This window comes from Nocardiopsis sp. JB363, assembly GCF_900143625.1.
In the GTDB taxonomy this organism is placed as follows: Bacteria; Actinomycetota; Actinomycetes; order Streptosporangiales; family Streptosporangiaceae; genus Nocardiopsis.
In genome coordinates this window covers 13,305-27,798 of sequence record NZ_FRFF01000173.1, presented here as the reverse complement: position 1 = coordinate 27,798, position 14,494 = coordinate 13,305, and the positions used below count along the sequence as shown (strand labels likewise).

Genomic DNA, 14,494 nt, shown 5'->3' with positions numbered 1-14,494 from the left:
GGATCGAACCCTTGTGCCCCGCGGGTCACCCGCGCACCCCCTGCTCGTTCAGCCGGCCGGCCAACCCGATCAACGCGGACCGGTCCATCCCGCCCTCCACCCGGGGCAGCTCCACCAGGGGACGCCCCACGTCCTCCAACTCACCCCGTACCCGCAGTTCCAGCAAGTGCCGCAACGCGTAGGCCCGCACCTCCCCGGCGAGGGCGGTGGACAGGCCCGCCGGGTCGTCCAACCCCGCGGCCCCGAGCCCGTCGGCGAGCGCCACGTCGTCCAGCTCTCCGACGGCCGCGGCGGCCAGTTCCGCTTCGTTCAGCAACGTCGGGCGGACCATGTTCACCAGGACGGCGCCCGAGCGCAGCCCCAGGGCCTCGATCTCGGCGATCCCGTCCCTGGTCTCCTGGGCGGGCATCTCCTCCAACAGGGTCACGAAGTGCACCCGGGTCCGTTCGGAACGGATCACCGACATGGCGCGTTCGGCGTGCTTGTGGATCGGTCCCACCTTCGCGAGACCCGCCATCTCGGAGTTCACGTTCAGGAACCGGCCGATGCGACCGGTGGGCGGGGCGTCCATGACCACCGCGTCGTATCGGTGGGGGCCGCCGGAGGAACGACGTCCGCCCTCGCGCCGCCGGACCGCTTCGGTGGCTTTCCCGGTCAGCAACACGTCCCGCAGCCCGGGGGCGATGGTGGTCGCGAAGTCCACCGCGCCCAGCTTGGTGAGGGCCTGCCCGGCCCGGCGTATCCCGTAGAACAGCTCCAGGTATTCCAGTAGCGCCGCCTCGGCGTCGGCCGCCAACACCGATACCGAACCACCGCCCGACGCGGACAGCATCACGCGTTCCTCGTAGGGCAGGGGCGCGCTCCCGAGCAGGGAGGCCACCCCCTGCCGGCCCTCCACCTCCACGAGGAGGACCCGCCCGCCGTCGGCGGCCAGAGCCAACGCCAGCGCGGTCGCGGCCGTCGTCTTCCCGGTGCCGCCCTTACCCGTCACGATGTGCAATCGGGCGCCGGCGAACGCTTCTCCTGGGCCACCGCCACGCGGTCCGTATTCACGTTCGTTCACCCCACGGAGTCTATGCGGGCCTCTTCGTCGGCGGCGGGTGGTGGGTGTGCGGTTCACCTGGTCGGCCCGAGGGGCTCAGGTGAGTAAGGTGGCGGCGTTGAGGTGCGGTCCTTCAGGCCGCCGCTGACCGAGAGGGGTAGAGACCAGATGACCAAGTGGGAATACCAGAGCGTCGCATTGCTGTCGCACGCCACCAAGCAGATCCTCGACGGTTGGGGCGAGGACGGCTGGGAGCTCGTCAGCATCGTCCCCGCGCCGCTGCCCGAGGGCGCCGACCCGCGCAACCAGCAGTACGTCGCTTACATGAAGCGGGCGATGTAGATGGCCACACCCGAAGAGCGGATCGCCGAACTGGGCCTCACCCTGCCCGAGGTGGTGCCTCCGGTCGCCTCGTACAAGCCCACCGTCCGCAGCGGTGACCACGTGTACGTCTCCGGCCAGCTCCCCTTCGTGGACGGAAAGCTGCCCGCCACCGGCAAGGTGGGTGCCGAGGTCGACGCGCAGACCGCGCAGGACCTGGCCGCCGTGTGCGTGCTCAACGGCATCGCCGCGGTGCGTGCGGAGATCGGTGACCTGTCCAAGGTCGTGCGGGTCGTGAAGGTCGGCGGTTTCGTCGCCAGCACCCCCGACTTCACCGGTCACCCCGGTGTGATCAACGGGGCCAGCGACCTGCTCGGTCAGGTGTTCGGCGAAGCCGGGGTGCACGCCCGTGCGGCCGTCGGAGTGGCGGCCCTGCCGTTGGACGCGCCGGTCGAGGTTGAGATGATCGTCGAGGTCCGCTGACCGACCCGGAGACGTATCCGAGGTCCCGGTGGGTACGCGGGCCACAGCGTGGCTTTCGCGAACGACAGGAGTGCCCCGATGACCGAGAACGAGGGTGTGGTCCGGCCTCGTCCCGCCGCCACCGTGATGCTGATGCGTCCGATGCCGGCCGTCGCGGGCGCCTCGGAGGAGCGGCCCATGGAGGTCCTGCTGATGCGCAGGGTTCCCTCCATGGGCTTCGCCCCGGGCGCCTACGTCTTCCCCGGAGGACGGGTCGACGAACGTGACGCCGACGGTGACCTTCCATGGACCGGACCGGCTCCCGAGGAGTGGTCGAGGACCCTCGGTGTCGACGTGCCCATGGCCCGCGCCCTCGTCTGCGCCGCGGTCCGCGAGACCTTCGAGGAGACCGGGGTGCTGCTGGCCAGTGAGCCGGAGCACGCGAGCGACACGGCCATCACCCTGGACACCGACACCGAGGACTGGGAACGGGACCGGCTCGGCCTCATCGACCGCTCGCGTTCGTTCACCGAGGTGCTGTCCCGGCGCGGTCTGGTGCTGCGATCGGAGTGGTTGCGCGCGTGGTCGAGATGGATCACGCCCGCGCGGGAGCCGCGCCGTTACGACACCTGGTTCTTCACCGCCGAACTGCCCCCGGGGCAGCAGCCCCGTGACGTGGGCGGGGAAGCCGACCACACCCAGTGGGTCGACCCCGCGGTGGTGGCCCCCGAGTGGTACGCGGGACGGATGCCGATGCTGCCGCCCACAGTCATCGTTTGTGCGGAGCTGGCGGACCATCGGACCCTCGAAGGTGTACGAGACGCCCAACGGGATATCGTTCCCCTCGAACCGGAGGTTCGGGAGATGGACGGACATCTTCGTGTCGTCGCCCCGGACGGCAGGGACTTCCCGCTGCCGAAACCGACCACGACGTACTGAGACCACGACGCCCTGAGACCGACGTCGCGGAGACTTTCGACCGTGTGACGGACACGGAGAGGCCGTTCGACGGTAGGGGGCGACCGGTCGCGGATAGGTATCCCACCATGTTCCCTTGGTCGTCCTTCAGACCGGTCCGGTTCCTGCGAGCGAAACGAGGTGCGATGAGGATCGACGGTTCCGGGACGCTGCGCGCCGGTTGCGTGCTGTGCCCCAACCCTGGCCCGATGACCCTGGAGGGAACCAACACCTGGATCCTGCGTGAACCAGGGGCGCGGGGGGTCGTGGTCGTCGACCCCGGGCCGCACGACGAGCGGCACCTGGAACGGGTGGCGCGGACCGTGCAGGAACAGGGCGCCCAGGTGCAGATGACGCTGTTGACCCACCGGCACTTCGACCACACCGAGGGTTCGCGCTACTTCGCCGAGCTGACCGGCGCCCCCGTGCACGCCGTCGACCCCGGGATGCGGTTGGGCGGGTCCGGGCTGGAGGACGGTCAGGTGATCACCGCCGACGGTCTGGAGCTCCGAGTCATCGCCACCCCCGGGCACACCGACGACTCGGTCTGCTTCCTACTGGAGTCGGACAGCGCGATCCTCACCGGCGACACGATCCTGGGTCACGGGACCAGCGTGATCGACGGGGACGACGGCCTGGCCCCCTACATGGACTCGATGTACCGTCTGCGCGACCTGGTCAGGGCACACGGGGTCCGGACGCTGCTGCCCGGGCACGGGCCGATCCTGACCTCCCCGTCGGCCGCCATCGACTCCTACATCGACCACCGTGAGGCGCGCCTGGAGCAGATCCGCGACGCGGTGCGGGCCGGCGCCACCAAGGTGGAGGAGATCATCGACCGGGTCTACCCGGACGTCGCGGAGAGCATCCGGCCCGCGGCGGCCTCCTCGGTGCGGGCGCAACTGCGCTACCTGGCGGTCAAGGGCGAGCTCCCCGAGGACGTCGAGAACTGACCCGGAATCGCGGCTCCGACCCGGATCCGCGGCCTCGAACCGGTCGACCTCCACCCCCGAACAAAGCTGCGGCCGTCACCCCGAAGGGCGACGGCCGCACAGCGTTCTCGGGCGCTCGCTCTAGCGGGCGCGGCGGCGCATCCGCTCGACGTCGAGCAGCACCACGGCCTTGGCCTCGATCCGCAGCCAGCCGCGCAGGGCGAACTCGGCGAGGGCCTTGTTGACCGTCTCACGGGAGGCGCCGACCAACTGGGCGAGCTCCTCCTGGGTGAGGTCGTGGTGGACGTGCAGGCCGTCGTCGCCCTCCTTGCCGAATTTGTCGGCGAGTTCGAGCAGGGCCTTGGCCACACGGCCGGGCACGTCGGTGAAGACCAGGTCGGCCATCACGTCGTTGGTGCGACGCAGCCGGGCGGCCAGCGACTTCAGCAGCTGCAGACCCACCTGTGGGCGGCTGGCCAGGAACGGCCGCAGGTCGTCGTGGCCGAGGCCGGCGAGTACGGAGTCGGTGACGGCCACGGCGCTCGCGGTGCGCGGGCGCGGGTCGAACAGTGAGAGTTCACCGAACATCTCGCTGGGGCCGAGCACGCCCAGCAGGTTCTCGCGGCCGTCGATGGCCGTGCGGGTCAGCTTCACCTTCCCGCTGAGGATGACGTACAGGCGGTCGCCCTCGTCACCCTCGTTGAACAGGGTCTGACCGCGGCCGAGACGCACCTCGTTCACCGAGGAGCGGAGCGCGGCCGTGTCCTCCTCGTCCAGCGCCTCGAACAGAGGAGCTTTCCGGAGCACCTCGTTGATCTCGTCCACACGTCCTCCTAAAAACTGACCGTCAACAGTGTGACGTATATCGCAACCCGATGGGAAACCAGGTTGTTACCTCGGCTTGTCCGCCGGGAGACAACGTGCCCACAACAGCCGACGTCAGCCCGTATGATCCTAGTCGCCATCGGCCTGTCTCAAGGCGATCCGCGCCGTATGACCGGGACATTGGTCACATAATCCCGATCAAGAGGCCGAAACGTCGACGCGCCGTCGGTTTCCGGCGCTCCGGGCCTACCCTTGTGGGAGGACGCCTACCCTGTGACGATGCCTCGTGACACCCCTGACGCACTCGCGGATGAGCCCACACCCACCGGTGAGAGCCGGTTGGCGCTGGTCCGCCGCGCACGGAAGATGTACCGGGAGCTCTCCGAGCTCTATCCGGACGCCCACGCCGAACTGAACTTCACCACTCCCTTGGAGCTTCTGGTCGCGACGATCCTGTCGGCGCAGTGCACCGACAAGCGGGTCAACCAGGTCACTCCGGCGCTCTTCGCGCGCTACCCCGACGCCGAGGCTTACGCTTCGGCCCGGCGTGAGGACTTGGAGGAGATGATCCGTTCGACGGGGTTCTTCCGAGCCAAGGCCAACAGCCTGATGGGTTTGGGTCAGGCCTTGTGCGAACGGCACGGCGGTGAGGTTCCTGGAAACCTCACAGACCTGGTCAAACTACCCGGTGTAGGGCGAAAAACCGCAAACGTACTGCTCGGTAACGCCTTCGATGTGCCGGGTATCACGGTGGACACCCATTTCGGGCGACTCGTTCGGCGTTTCGGCTGGACCGAGGAGCAGGACCCGGTCAAGGTCGAGCACGCCATCGGAGAACTCTTCCCCCGCAAGGACTGGACGATGCTGTCCCACCGCGTGGTCTGGCACGGCCGACGGGTCTGTCACGCGCGCAGACCCGCCTGCGGAGCCTGTGCGGTGGCGCATTGGTGCCCGTCCTTCGGAGAGGGCCCCACGGATCCCCCGACCGCCGAGAAGCTGTTGCGCATGCGTTCGTTCGCCTGAGCCCATTGCGAGGCCCGTCCCGAGACCCGACCCGGAACCGGCCCTCACCTGCGCGGTGGGGGCCGGTCCCCGGGAAGCACTCGGCGACAGTTTGTACCCTGATCACGTGAGTGCGCACACATCGGCCCCCGAGACGGGCCTCGGGCGGGTCCGACCCTGTGCTCCGGCGGACCCCGACACCGTGGTGGAACACTGGAGTTCCCACCACCGGATGACCGGTTGGGAACCACCCGGATGAACATCCCGGACGGGCTCGCACGACGCATGCCCCGCGAGACGTCCGCACCCTGGCCAAAGACGACGGTGCGATGATCCCGGAACAGGTTCCCTCATGAACTCGACCCCGCTCTGGCTGTCCGCCCTCGCGGACGCCGCTCGAACGATGCCGGTGCCCGAACCCATGCACCCGCCGGCGCGCGGCGGCCGCGAGTCGGCCGTCCTCATCCTGTTCGGCGAGACCGACCGCGGACCCGACCTGCTGCTCATCCAGCGCAAGGAGGGACTCCGCCGCCACGCCGGACAGCCCGCCTTCCCCGGAGGGCGGATCGAACTCACCGACCCCTCACCCGAGGCCGCCGCCGTGCGCGAGGCCGAGGAGGAGACCGGGGCGATCCCCGCGGGGATCGACGTGGTGGGTCGGCTGCCCGAGCTCTACCTGAGCTTCAGCGACTTCCGTGTCGCCCCCGTGCTCGGTTGGTGGCGTGAACCCTCCGAAGTGCGCGCCGCGGACATCGACGAGGTGGCCGCGGTCTCCCGCGTCCCCGTCGCCGACCTCGCCGACCCGGCCAACCGGGTCAAGGTTCGCTACGGCGACGGGCCGATGTGGGGTCCGGGCTTCCGCGTGGACGGAATGCTCGTGTGGGGCTTCACCGGACAGATCATCGACGGTCTGCTCGCGCTCGGCGGATGGGAACTTCCGTGGCGCGTCCGGGGTCTCACCGATGAGTTCGAAGCCACCCCGCAAGGTCTGCGTCCGGTCGGTTAACCGCTCAACTTTTGGAGGACAACCGTGCTCGACGCGGTTCTGGTCGTCCTGTTGCTGCTGTTCGCGGTGACCGGCTACCGACAGGGATTCATCGTCGGGGTGTTCAGCTTCGTCGGTTTCATAGGCGGGGGCGTGATCGCGGCCCTGACGGCTCCCGGGCCGATCCAGAACTGGATCGAGGATCCGGGGCGGCAGGCGTTGCTGGCGATCGCGGTGGTGTTCCTGGCCGCCGCGCTGGGCCAGTTCCTCGCCTCCTACCTGGGCACCCTGGTGCGCAACAGGGTCACCTGGGACTCCGCGCGTGTCGTGGACGCACTGGGCGGGGCCCTCATCAGCGGTCTGTCCGTGCTGCTCGTGGCCTGGTTCGTCGGCAGCACGGTCGCCAACTCGGCGCTTCCACACGTCTCCCAACAGGTCAGGGACTCGCGCGTCCTCCAATCGGTGGACACGCTCATGCCCGACGCCGCCCACCAGGGGTTCTCCACCTTCCGGCAGGTGGTGGACCAGAGCGCGTTCCCACAGGTCTTCAGTGGCCTGGGCACCGGTGAGCTCGCCGAGGTCGAGCCCCCCGACCCGGACGTTCTCACCACCCCCGAGCTCATCGAGTCGAGCCGCAGCGTGGTCAAGGTCCTCGGTACCGCTCCCTCCTGCCAGCGGCGCGTCGAGGGGACCGGGTTCGCCTACGGGGAGGACCGCATCATGACCAACGCGCACGTGGTCGCCGGGGTCACCGACGACATGCGCGTGGTCACCAGGGACGGCCACCAGTTGCCCGCCACCCTGGTGCTGTTCGACGCCCAGCAGGACCTGGCGGTGCTGCACGTGCCCGACCTGGACCTTGACCCGCTGGACTTCAACGCCGAGGCGGACCAGGGCGACGACGCGGTCGTGGCGGGATTCCCGCGCAACAGCGGATTCACCGCCGTGCCCGCGCGTATCCGAGCGGAGCAGACCGCGCAGGGATCGGACTTCTACCACTCCCAGCAGGTGAGCCGGGAGATCTATCAGGTGCGCGCGGTGGTGCGCCCCGGTAACTCCGGTGGCCCGTTGCTCGCCCCGGACGGAACGGTCTACGGGGTCGTGTTCGCGGCGGCCACCAACGAGGACGAGACCGGTTACGTGCTGACCGCCGACGAGGTCGCGGAGAACGCCCAGGAAGGGCTGGCCGCCACTTCCGAGGTCTCGTCCCAGACCTGCGACTGAGCCGGCCGCAGCGCGCCGCACAACGCCGTCCCGGGCCCGCCCCGGGGCGGTGGAGGACGGCGGGGGCACAGGAACGGCCGAACGAACACGAAGGGGGCGCCTTCCCCATCGGGAAGGCGCCCCCTCGTAGTGTCGTCTCGGCGGCCCGGTCATGGCTTACGGGTGCCGAACACCGTCAGTTCGAGCTCGGATCCTGAGGTTGGTCGGTGCTGAGCGGCCAGCTCATGCGCACCACCGTTCCCAGGTCCTGCGGTTCGATGCTCACCTCGTCCGCGAGACCGGTGATCACCGCCAGGCCGAGGCCGGGGGAGAACCCGGATATGCCCCCGGGAGGGGTGTCATCGCCATCGAGGAAAAGGCCATCGAGTATGGGTTCGACGTTGTCGGTGGGCTCCTCCGAGTCCTTGGAGGGGGCTCGATCGGAAACCACGACCTCGAATCGTCGTGTGGCGCTCCCGTTGGCGCGTGGTGCTCGGCTCGTGGTGTCGGTGCGGGGCTCCGACACCGGATCAGGTCCGCTCCCGTCGATCAGCTGGAGCAGGATCGGCTGCGTCGGGCAGTGCAGCTTGTGCGCCGCTACCGCCCGAGAGCAGGCCTCACCGACCGCCAGCCTGATCTCATCGATCGCGGAGGCGGCGATTCCCGCCCGCCGTGCGACGGTGGCGGCCATGAGCCGCGCCGTGCGCACGTGAGCGGGGAGCGCGCTGATCGTGAGCGTGATAGTTGCCATCGCTCGCTCTGGGCTACTTCGACGAGCGCTTGTCGATGGCTTCCTGCACCGTGTCATGGATGCCGAACACCTTGGTCAGGCCGGTGATCCGGAAGATCTTCAGGATCCGCTCCTGGGTGCACACCAGGTCCAACGTTCCGTCGTGAGCACGGACGCGCTTCAGCCCGCCCACGAGCACACCGAGGCCCGTCGAGTCCAGGAACTCCACCTTCTCCATGTTGACCACGAGGTAGAAGTTGCCCTTGTTCACCAGGTCGATCAGCAGCTCGCGAAGTCGGGGCGCGGTATAGACATCGATCTCACCCTCAACGACCACGATCTCGGTGTCGCCCTCGGTGTAATGATCAAGCTTCAAGTCCACAAGTCCTCCAGCGCCGAACCGCGAATTCTCGCGAATGGTCTCTGCCGGGCGTTACCCCACCAGCACGCATTCAACCACGGGTGTCCTGAGTGTCTGCCCGCCATGGGGACGGGAAAACGGTGACCCCGCGCAACTCTTCCCTCGGATGTCACACTGAAACCGATGTCCATCGTTGCCCAAGCCATGTCCGAAGGGCCGTGTGCTCTTTGAACGTGTCCAGTGAGGAGGGTTCTCGATGAGGCGATCGGAGCCCATGCTCCCCGGTGTGTGGCGTGACGACACCCGGTACCCGCAGGTCACCCACATCGAGCATGTGGCCCGGAACGCGGGAGTGAGCGGGGAGTGGCCGGAATGGACAGCTCCCCACCTGGTCGAACGGTTGGCCGAACGGGGGATCACGAGCCCGTGGTCCCACCAGACGGCAGCCGCAGATCTCGCACGTTCGGGCCGCGATGTGATCATAGCCACGGGCACCGCCTCGGGAAAGTCGCTCGCCTTCCTCATGCCCGCTGTGGACGCGATCGACGCAGGTGGAACGGTGCTCTACCTCTCACCGACCAAGGCGCTCGCCCAAGATCAACTCAGGTGGATTACGGACCTGGGACTTTCGGGCATGCGTGCGGCCGTATATGACGGTGACACCGCCCCCGAGGAACGCACCTGGGCACGCGAACACGCCGGATATCTACTCACCAACCCGGACATGTTGCACCACGGGATGCTCCCCAGACACGGCGCGTGGGCCCGCTTCCTGCGCCGACTCCGCTACGTGGTGATCGACGAGGCGCACCGGTACCGCGGGGTGTTCGGGTCGCACGTCGCCCAGATCCTGCGGCGTCTGCGCAGGGTGTGCGCCCGCTACCGCTCGGAACCGGTGTTCGTGCTGGCGTCGGCCACTTCGGGCTCCCCGGCGGAGAGCGCCACCCGGCTGACCGGTGTACCGGTGACCGCGATCAGCGAGGACGGCTCGCCGCGGCCGGGTCTGTCCGTGGCCCTCGTGGAACCGGAGATGACCGACCTCACCGGTGAGCAGGGCGCGCCGATCCGACGTACCGCACCCTCCCAGGCCGCCGAGATGTTGGTCGACCTGGTGCGGGACCGGGTGCGCACCTTGGTGTTCGTGCGTTCCAGACAGGGCGCGGAAGTGGTGGCGCTGACCGCCCAACGGATGCTCACCGAGCAGGGCGAACACGACCTGGTCGAACGGGTGGCGGCCTACCGTGGCGGCTACCTGGCGAGTGACCGGCGGGACCTGGAGGAGGCGCTCCGTTCGGGGGAACTGTTGGGTCTGGCCAGCACCAACGCCCTCGAACTCGGCGTGGACATCAGCGGATTGGACGCGGTGCTCATCGCGGGATGGCCGGGGACACTGGCCTCCCTGTGGCAGCAGGCCGGGCGCGCGGGCCGGCGCGGCAACGACGCGCTCGCCGTGTTCATCGCCCGGGACGACCCCCTCGACACCTACCTGGCACACCACCCCGAGGCTATTTTCGGACGATCTGTCGAGGCCACCGTCCTCGATCCGGAAAACCCGCACATCCTCGGTCCGCACCTGTGCGCGGCCGCTCAAGAACTTCCGATCACGCGTGCCGACTTCGACCTCTTCGGAGAGAGCGTGGCGGAGCGACTCGACGATCTGGTGGCACGAGGTCTGCTGAGAAAGCGTCCACGGGGCTGGTTCTGGACCAGCCATGAAAGAGCCAGTGACCTCGCCGATATCCGGGGTTCGGGTGGCCCACCGGTACAGATCGTCGACACCGGCAGCGGACAACTGCTCGGTGAGATCGACGAGGCCGCCGCGCACGGCACCGTCCACCCGGGCGCCGTCTACCTCCACCAGGGGATCACCCATCTGGTCGATGACCTCGACCTGGCGGAGGGCGTAGCCCTGGTGCACACCGCCGAGCCGCCCTACAGCACGTGGGCCCGTGACACCACGGACATCACCATCCGCTCGGTACTGCGGCAGGAGACCTGGCCGAGCGGAGCGAGCGTGCACTTCGGCGAGGTCGAGGTGGCCCGCCAGGTGGTGGGGTTCCTCAAACGCGACGTGCGCACCGGTTCGGTCCTCGGGGAGCAGTCCTTGGACATGCCCGAACGCACCCTGCAGACCCGCGCGGTCTGGTGGACGCTGACCGAGACGGGCGAGAACCGGCTGCGCAAGGAGGACGTGGGACTGCTCGGCGCCGCCCACGCCGCGGAACACGCCTCCATCGGCATGCTGCCCCTACTCGCGACCTGTGATCGCTGGGACATCGGTGGCGTCTCCACGTCCCTGCATCCCGACACCGGTCGCCTGACGGTGTTCGTCTACGACGGTTACGAGGGCGGAGCCGGGTTCGCCGAACGCGGCTACGCCGCCGCCCGCGAGTGGCTTACGGCCACCCGGGCGGTGATCGCGGACTGCGAGTGCGAGCAGGGGTGCCCCTCCTGCATCCAGTCGCCCAAGTGCGGCACGGGCAACGAGCCGTTGAGCAAGTCCGGCGCACTGCGGCTCCTGGACGAAGTCCTCGGCGGGGCCCACGAAGCGGGCGACTGACCGGGTACCGCGAATGTCTCCGTTGAGGGTCGGACTCGGGGCTTCTCCTGGGTGGGTTTTCCAGGGTGCGCGAAGTTATCCACAGGCTGTGGATCGGCACTTCCCTCCCGACTCTGGACCGCCCAACCTGGAAGTGGGGCGGAACCTCATCCGCCCCGTCACCAGGGAGGTTCCGTGTTCCCCTGCCCGTGCCCGACCATGCCCGTCTCCCTCGACGACCGAGGGCTGACCACGGCCGAATACGCCATCTGCACCCTGGCGGTGGTGGCGTTCGCCGGCCTCCTCTACGTCATCCTCACCGGCGACGCCGTCCAGACCGCCCTCACCACGACCATCGTCGATGCGCTCGGCTCCGACCGCTGACCGCGGCTCCACGACGATGGAGACGGCCATGGTGCTCCCCGCTCTGCTGCTGGTGCTCGGCATCGCACTCGGCGCGGTCGGCGCGGCCGCGGCCCAGCTCTCCTGCGCCGACGCCGCCCGGATCGGGGCCAGGGCGCTCGCCCGGGGTGAACCACCCGAACGGGCCCGTGCCCTCGCGTTGGCAGCCGCCCCGAACGGCGCCCACATCGACCTGACCACCGACGACGACATGGCCCTTGTCACCGTGCGGGCCCGTGTCCATCTGGGGCCCGCCTTGACCCCACCCGTGGGGATCGACGGCAGCGCCGCGGTCCCCCTGGAACCAGGCCTGTGAAGGGCGACGACACCGGTGTCGGCACCGCGGCGAGCGTCTCCGTGTGCCTGGTGCTGATGTTCCTCACCTACGCGGGATTGACCGGCGCCGGGCTCGTCCTGGAACGCGAACGGGTGGGTACCGCCGCCGATCTCGCCGCGCTCGCGGCGGCGGCCCGAGCCCACCAGGGGGAGGGGCCGGCCTGTGCGGTCGCCGTGGAGACCGTCGCGGCCAACGACGCGGAACTCGACGACTGTGCGCTCGACTTCCACACCGTCACGGTGACGGCCGCTCTACCTTCGTCCCTTCTGCCCATGACCCTGCGGGCCGTCGCCCGAGCCGGCCCCGCCCATGACCCCACCGAGGAGGTGGAATGACCGCCCACTCCGCTGTGCTGTGCGCTCTCCTACTCTGTTTTCCCCCGCCGCCCAACGACGGAGTCACCCCCTGTCCCTCGACCGCGCCGGCGACGACCCTCGCCATGGAGCCCCCCGAATCCCCGCCCACGCAGGCACCGCCCCAGGCCACCGATCCCCCGAAGGCACCTGATGTGGATACCGGAACGGGAGCTCTCGGCCCCCTGCCCGACTGTGTCGCCGCCCTGGAGACCGCAGAGACCGAGGGCTCAGGCGGGGGAGACACCGAGGAGCGCGAGCGGGCGGGCGAGGAGCCGGGCGGAACCCGGGGAGAGAACACCGCCCCGTCCGCCACGGCCCCTTCGGGGGGTGGAGGGGAGGACGGTGGAACGGCGGGACCCTCGCCGGAGGCGGGCCCCGACAGCGGAGTCGACCCGGAGGAGGGCACGGAAGACGAGGAGGACGAGGAGGACACGGGAGAGGAGAGCGAGGGCGCGGACGCCCCGGATCCTGGGGCGGCCGAGGATCCGGGCCCGGTGGCCACCGGTATCGAGCACGATGCGGAATCAGCGCCCGAGCCCGAGCCCGAGCCGAGCCCGTTGGGGGAGGACAGCGGTGCTCCGACGGAAAGCACCCTCTCCTCCCCGACACCCGAACCACGGCCGACGGAGAACGGAACGGTGAGCCGGGCCTCCGCCACCACGCGCCCGATCACACCCGCGCCCAAGCCCACGCCCATCGGCGACTCCCCGGACGTCGGGGATCGACCACCGAGCAAGAAGGTGGAGGAGACGGAACCCGTGGACGGTTTCGCGTTCGAGGAGACCTCGGCGACCAGTCCGTTCGGGCGTGCGCTCGGGGTCACCTCGACCACCGTGCTGTTCCTGCTCGGCGTCGCCACCCTCGGGTTGCGCCTGGCCGTCGGGTGGCCGCGCTTCCCGCCGCTCTATCTGGGCCGGCGTCGCCTGGGCGGTGACCTCGACACCCGCTGATCCGGGCCCGGGCCGGAGAGGCCACCACACATCCTCACAGTCAGCCGAGGTTCGCCCCGTCGCGGCGTTCGGCACGGCGCCTCGCCGCGTTGGCGAAGAACCCGAATAGGAACCACTATGAGGGCTTTCCACCGCCTTGCGACGCACCGTCCTGAACGCCGCTCCGTAACGGGCGAACCCCGACCGACACGGCATCAGGGGCGCCCGGACGTGCCCGCACACGGTTCCCGGCGCCCCGTTCCTCATCCCGGTGTCCCTCCCTCAAGGGGTCAGGGCCGAACCCAGCAGTTCCGCGGCCATCGGCACCAGTCCGATCAGGACGAAGGCCGGCAGGAAGCACAACCCCAACGGCGCGACCACCAGCACCCCCAGGCGTTCGACACGGGCCGTGGCCCGGGCCCGTAGCGACCGGCGCAGGTCGCAGACGTGGCGTTCGATCAGGTCGGCGACCGGGGCGCCCGTATCGGCCGCCCGGGCCAGGTCTCGTCCCACCGCCACCAAGGGCTCGGGCAGGGCAGAGCGCCGCCAGGCCGAGGCCGGTTCCGCGCCCAACCGCAACCGTTCGGCGACGGCGGCCAACTCGTCTCCCAACGGACCCCGGGCGGCATCCGACACCGCGGTCAGACACGCGGGAAGGGTCGCGCCCGCCCGGATGCCCGAACCGATCAGGCCGATCAGCACCGGCAGGTCACCGGTGATCGGGAGCCTGCCGGGGTCGACCCGCATTCGCGCCGCTCGCCACCACAGCCAGACCACCCCGCCGAGCACGACGGTCCCGGCGACCACTCCCAAGAACGCGGCCACCGACACCACCGCGATCGCGGAGGCCGCGATCCGGACGGCGGGCCCCGCCGGTCGCTTCCGCCGGCGTGGTGGACTCTCCCGTGCTTCGCCCGGCCTCGGGCGGAACAGCACCCCTACCGCGATCGTGGCGCTCGCCACCGTCAGTACCTCGAAGAACATCTCCACCCCTCTTCGGTCGCCGCACACACCACCGACGCCACGGCCGCACAGGCGTGGCCCGGTACCGAACACGGTCGGGATCACCGGTCTCGGCGACGCCGGTACCGGGACGGGCCTCGGCCCGTCA

Annotated in this window: 17 protein-coding genes; 12 read left to right on the top strand and 5 right to left on the bottom strand. The window is 69.7% G+C overall.

Going from position 1 to position 14,494, the window contains the following annotated elements:
* Nucleotides 1-25: 25 nt before the first annotated feature.
* The gene (locus tag BQ8420_RS27225) at nucleotides 26-1,063 is read right to left on the bottom strand and encodes an ArsA-related P-loop ATPase (RefSeq protein WP_087102626.1); all 1,038 of its coding nucleotides are present in this window, start codon (nucleotides 1,061-1,063) and stop codon (nucleotides 26-28) included.
* A 147-nt stretch (nucleotides 1,064-1,210) separates the two neighbouring features.
* Here BQ8420_RS27225 and BQ8420_RS27220 point away from each other — a divergent pair, with 147 nt between their 5' ends.
* The 4 genes from BQ8420_RS27220 to BQ8420_RS27205 all read left to right on the top strand — a co-directional run bounded on the left by BQ8420_RS27220 (nucleotide 1,211) and on the right by BQ8420_RS27205 (nucleotide 3,735).
* Entirely contained in the window at nucleotides 1,211-1,384 is a 174-nt protein-coding gene (locus BQ8420_RS27220; RefSeq protein ID WP_143847587.1) for a DUF4177 domain-containing protein, read from the top strand.
* Entirely contained in the window at nucleotides 1,385-1,846 is a 462-nt protein-coding gene (locus BQ8420_RS27215; protein ID WP_087102622.1) for a RidA family protein, read from the top strand.
* Between the two features lie 78 nt (nucleotides 1,847-1,924).
* Nucleotides 1,925-2,764 carry an NUDIX hydrolase gene (locus BQ8420_RS27210; RefSeq protein ID WP_087102620.1) on the top strand — a complete coding sequence of 280 codons (840 nt, stop codon included), beginning with the start codon at nucleotides 1,925-1,927 and terminating at the stop codon, nucleotides 2,762-2,764.
* A 164-nt stretch (nucleotides 2,765-2,928) separates the two neighbouring features.
* Nucleotides 2,929-3,735 carry an MBL fold metallo-hydrolase gene (locus BQ8420_RS27205; RefSeq protein WP_087102618.1) on the top strand — a complete coding sequence of 269 codons (807 nt, stop codon included), beginning with the start codon at nucleotides 2,929-2,931 and terminating at the stop codon, nucleotides 3,733-3,735.
* A gap of 120 nt (nucleotides 3,736-3,855) precedes the next feature.
* On the opposite strand, the gene BQ8420_RS27200 is transcribed toward BQ8420_RS27205, so the two are convergent.
* Nucleotides 3,856-4,530, bottom strand: coding sequence for a Crp/Fnr family transcriptional regulator (locus BQ8420_RS27200; RefSeq protein WP_200816120.1), 675 nt, complete (start codon nucleotides 4,528-4,530; stop codon nucleotides 3,856-3,858).
* Nucleotides 4,531-4,818: 288 nt separating this feature from the next.
* Here BQ8420_RS27200 and nth point away from each other — a divergent pair, with 288 nt between their 5' ends.
* The 3 genes from nth (at nucleotide 4,819) to BQ8420_RS27185 (ending at nucleotide 7,750) form a co-directional block, all read left to right on the top strand.
* The gene (gene nth, locus BQ8420_RS27195) at nucleotides 4,819-5,562 is read left to right on the top strand and encodes an endonuclease III (protein ID WP_200816116.1); all 744 of its coding nucleotides are present in this window, start codon (nucleotides 4,819-4,821) and stop codon (nucleotides 5,560-5,562) included.
* Between the two features lie 331 nt (nucleotides 5,563-5,893).
* The gene (locus BQ8420_RS27190; RefSeq protein WP_087102614.1) at nucleotides 5,894-6,547 is read left to right on the top strand and encodes a CoA pyrophosphatase; all 654 of its coding nucleotides are present in this window, start codon (nucleotides 5,894-5,896) and stop codon (nucleotides 6,545-6,547) included.
* A 24-nt stretch (nucleotides 6,548-6,571) separates the two neighbouring features.
* On the top strand, nucleotides 6,572-7,750 hold the full coding sequence (locus BQ8420_RS27185) for a MarP family serine protease (protein WP_087102612.1): 1,179 nt from the start codon (nucleotides 6,572-6,574) through the stop codon (nucleotides 7,748-7,750).
* A gap of 175 nt (nucleotides 7,751-7,925) precedes the next feature.
* Here the strand turns inward: BQ8420_RS27185 and BQ8420_RS27180 are convergent, their stop codons facing one another.
* Complete coding sequence (locus BQ8420_RS27180; RefSeq protein WP_087102610.1) at nucleotides 7,926-8,480, bottom strand: ATP-binding protein; 555 nt, start codon at nucleotides 8,478-8,480, stop codon at nucleotides 7,926-7,928.
* Between the two features lie 13 nt (nucleotides 8,481-8,493).
* Nucleotides 8,494-8,841: an STAS domain-containing protein gene (locus tag BQ8420_RS27175; RefSeq protein ID WP_087102608.1), complete on the bottom strand. Its 348-nt coding sequence runs from the start codon at nucleotides 8,839-8,841 to the stop codon at nucleotides 8,494-8,496.
* A gap of 235 nt (nucleotides 8,842-9,076) precedes the next feature.
* On the opposite strand from BQ8420_RS27175, the gene BQ8420_RS27170 reads away from it, so the two are divergent.
* The 5 genes from BQ8420_RS27170 to BQ8420_RS32930 all read left to right on the top strand — a co-directional run bounded on the left by BQ8420_RS27170 (nucleotide 9,077) and on the right by BQ8420_RS32930 (nucleotide 13,404).
* Nucleotides 9,077-11,380 carry a DEAD/DEAH box helicase gene (locus BQ8420_RS27170; RefSeq protein WP_200816115.1) on the top strand — a complete coding sequence of 768 codons (2,304 nt, stop codon included), beginning with the start codon at nucleotides 9,077-9,079 and terminating at the stop codon, nucleotides 11,378-11,380.
* Nucleotides 11,381-11,578: 198 nt separating this feature from the next.
* Nucleotides 11,579-11,743: a DUF4244 domain-containing protein gene (locus BQ8420_RS27165; protein WP_087102603.1), complete on the top strand. Its 165-nt coding sequence runs from the start codon at nucleotides 11,579-11,581 to the stop codon at nucleotides 11,741-11,743.
* A complete protein-coding gene (locus tag BQ8420_RS27160) occupies nucleotides 11,721-12,077 on the top strand; it encodes a TadE family type IV pilus minor pilin (protein ID WP_143847585.1) in 357 nt (118 codons plus the stop codon). Before BQ8420_RS27165 ends, BQ8420_RS27160 begins: the two co-directional genes overlap by 23 nt.
* Nucleotides 12,074-12,433: an Rv3654c family TadE-like protein gene (locus BQ8420_RS27155; RefSeq protein WP_087102599.1), complete on the top strand. Its 360-nt coding sequence runs from the start codon at nucleotides 12,074-12,076 to the stop codon at nucleotides 12,431-12,433. Before BQ8420_RS27160 ends, BQ8420_RS27155 begins: the two co-directional genes overlap by 4 nt.
* A complete protein-coding gene (locus BQ8420_RS32930) occupies nucleotides 12,430-13,404 on the top strand; it encodes a hypothetical protein (RefSeq protein WP_160049460.1) in 975 nt (324 codons plus the stop codon). The genes BQ8420_RS27155 and BQ8420_RS32930 overlap by 4 nt, the downstream gene beginning before the upstream one ends.
* Before the next feature lie 261 nt (nucleotides 13,405-13,665).
* On the opposite strand, the gene BQ8420_RS27145 is transcribed toward BQ8420_RS32930, so the two are convergent.
* Nucleotides 13,666-14,367: a type II secretion system F family protein gene (locus BQ8420_RS27145; RefSeq protein ID WP_087102672.1), complete on the bottom strand. Its 702-nt coding sequence runs from the start codon at nucleotides 14,365-14,367 to the stop codon at nucleotides 13,666-13,668.
* Nucleotides 14,368-14,494: the final 127 nt, after the last annotated feature.

What these genes read in the sequence shown, in the direction of transcription:
- BQ8420_RS27170 (WP_200816115.1), top strand. Translation starts at nt 9,077, where the DNA reads ATGAGGCGATCGGAGCCCATGCTCCCCGGTGTGTGGCGTGACGACACC.
- BQ8420_RS27165 (WP_087102603.1), top strand. Translation starts at nt 11,579, where the DNA reads ATGCCCGTCTCCCTCGACGACCGAGGGCTGACCACGGCCGAATACGCC.
- BQ8420_RS27210 (WP_087102620.1), top strand. Translation starts at nt 1,925, where the DNA reads ATGACCGAGAACGAGGGTGTGGTCCGGCCTCGTCCCGCCGCCACCGTG.
- BQ8420_RS27205 (WP_087102618.1), top strand. Translation starts at nt 2,929, where the DNA reads ATGAGGATCGACGGTTCCGGGACGCTGCGCGCCGGTTGCGTGCTGTGC.
- BQ8420_RS27190 (WP_087102614.1), top strand. Translation starts at nt 5,894, where the DNA reads ATGAACTCGACCCCGCTCTGGCTGTCCGCCCTCGCGGACGCCGCTCGA.
- BQ8420_RS27220 (WP_143847587.1), top strand. Translation starts at nt 1,211, where the DNA reads ATGACCAAGTGGGAATACCAGAGCGTCGCATTGCTGTCGCACGCCACC.
- nth (WP_200816116.1), top strand. Translation starts at nt 4,819, where the DNA reads ATGCCTCGTGACACCCCTGACGCACTCGCGGATGAGCCCACACCCACC.
- BQ8420_RS32930 (WP_160049460.1), top strand. Translation starts at nt 12,430, where the DNA reads ATGACCGCCCACTCCGCTGTGCTGTGCGCTCTCCTACTCTGTTTTCCC.
- BQ8420_RS27145 (WP_087102672.1), bottom strand. Translation starts at nt 14,367, where the DNA reads ATGTTCTTCGAGGTACTGACGGTGGCGAGCGCCACGATCGCGGTAGGG.
- BQ8420_RS27160 (WP_143847585.1), top strand. Translation starts at nt 11,721, where the DNA reads ATGCGCTCGGCTCCGACCGCTGACCGCGGCTCCACGACGATGGAGACG.
- BQ8420_RS27180 (WP_087102610.1), bottom strand. Translation starts at nt 8,480, where the DNA reads ATGGCAACTATCACGCTCACGATCAGCGCGCTCCCCGCTCACGTGCGC.
- BQ8420_RS27215 (WP_087102622.1), top strand. Translation starts at nt 1,385, where the DNA reads ATGGCCACACCCGAAGAGCGGATCGCCGAACTGGGCCTCACCCTGCCC.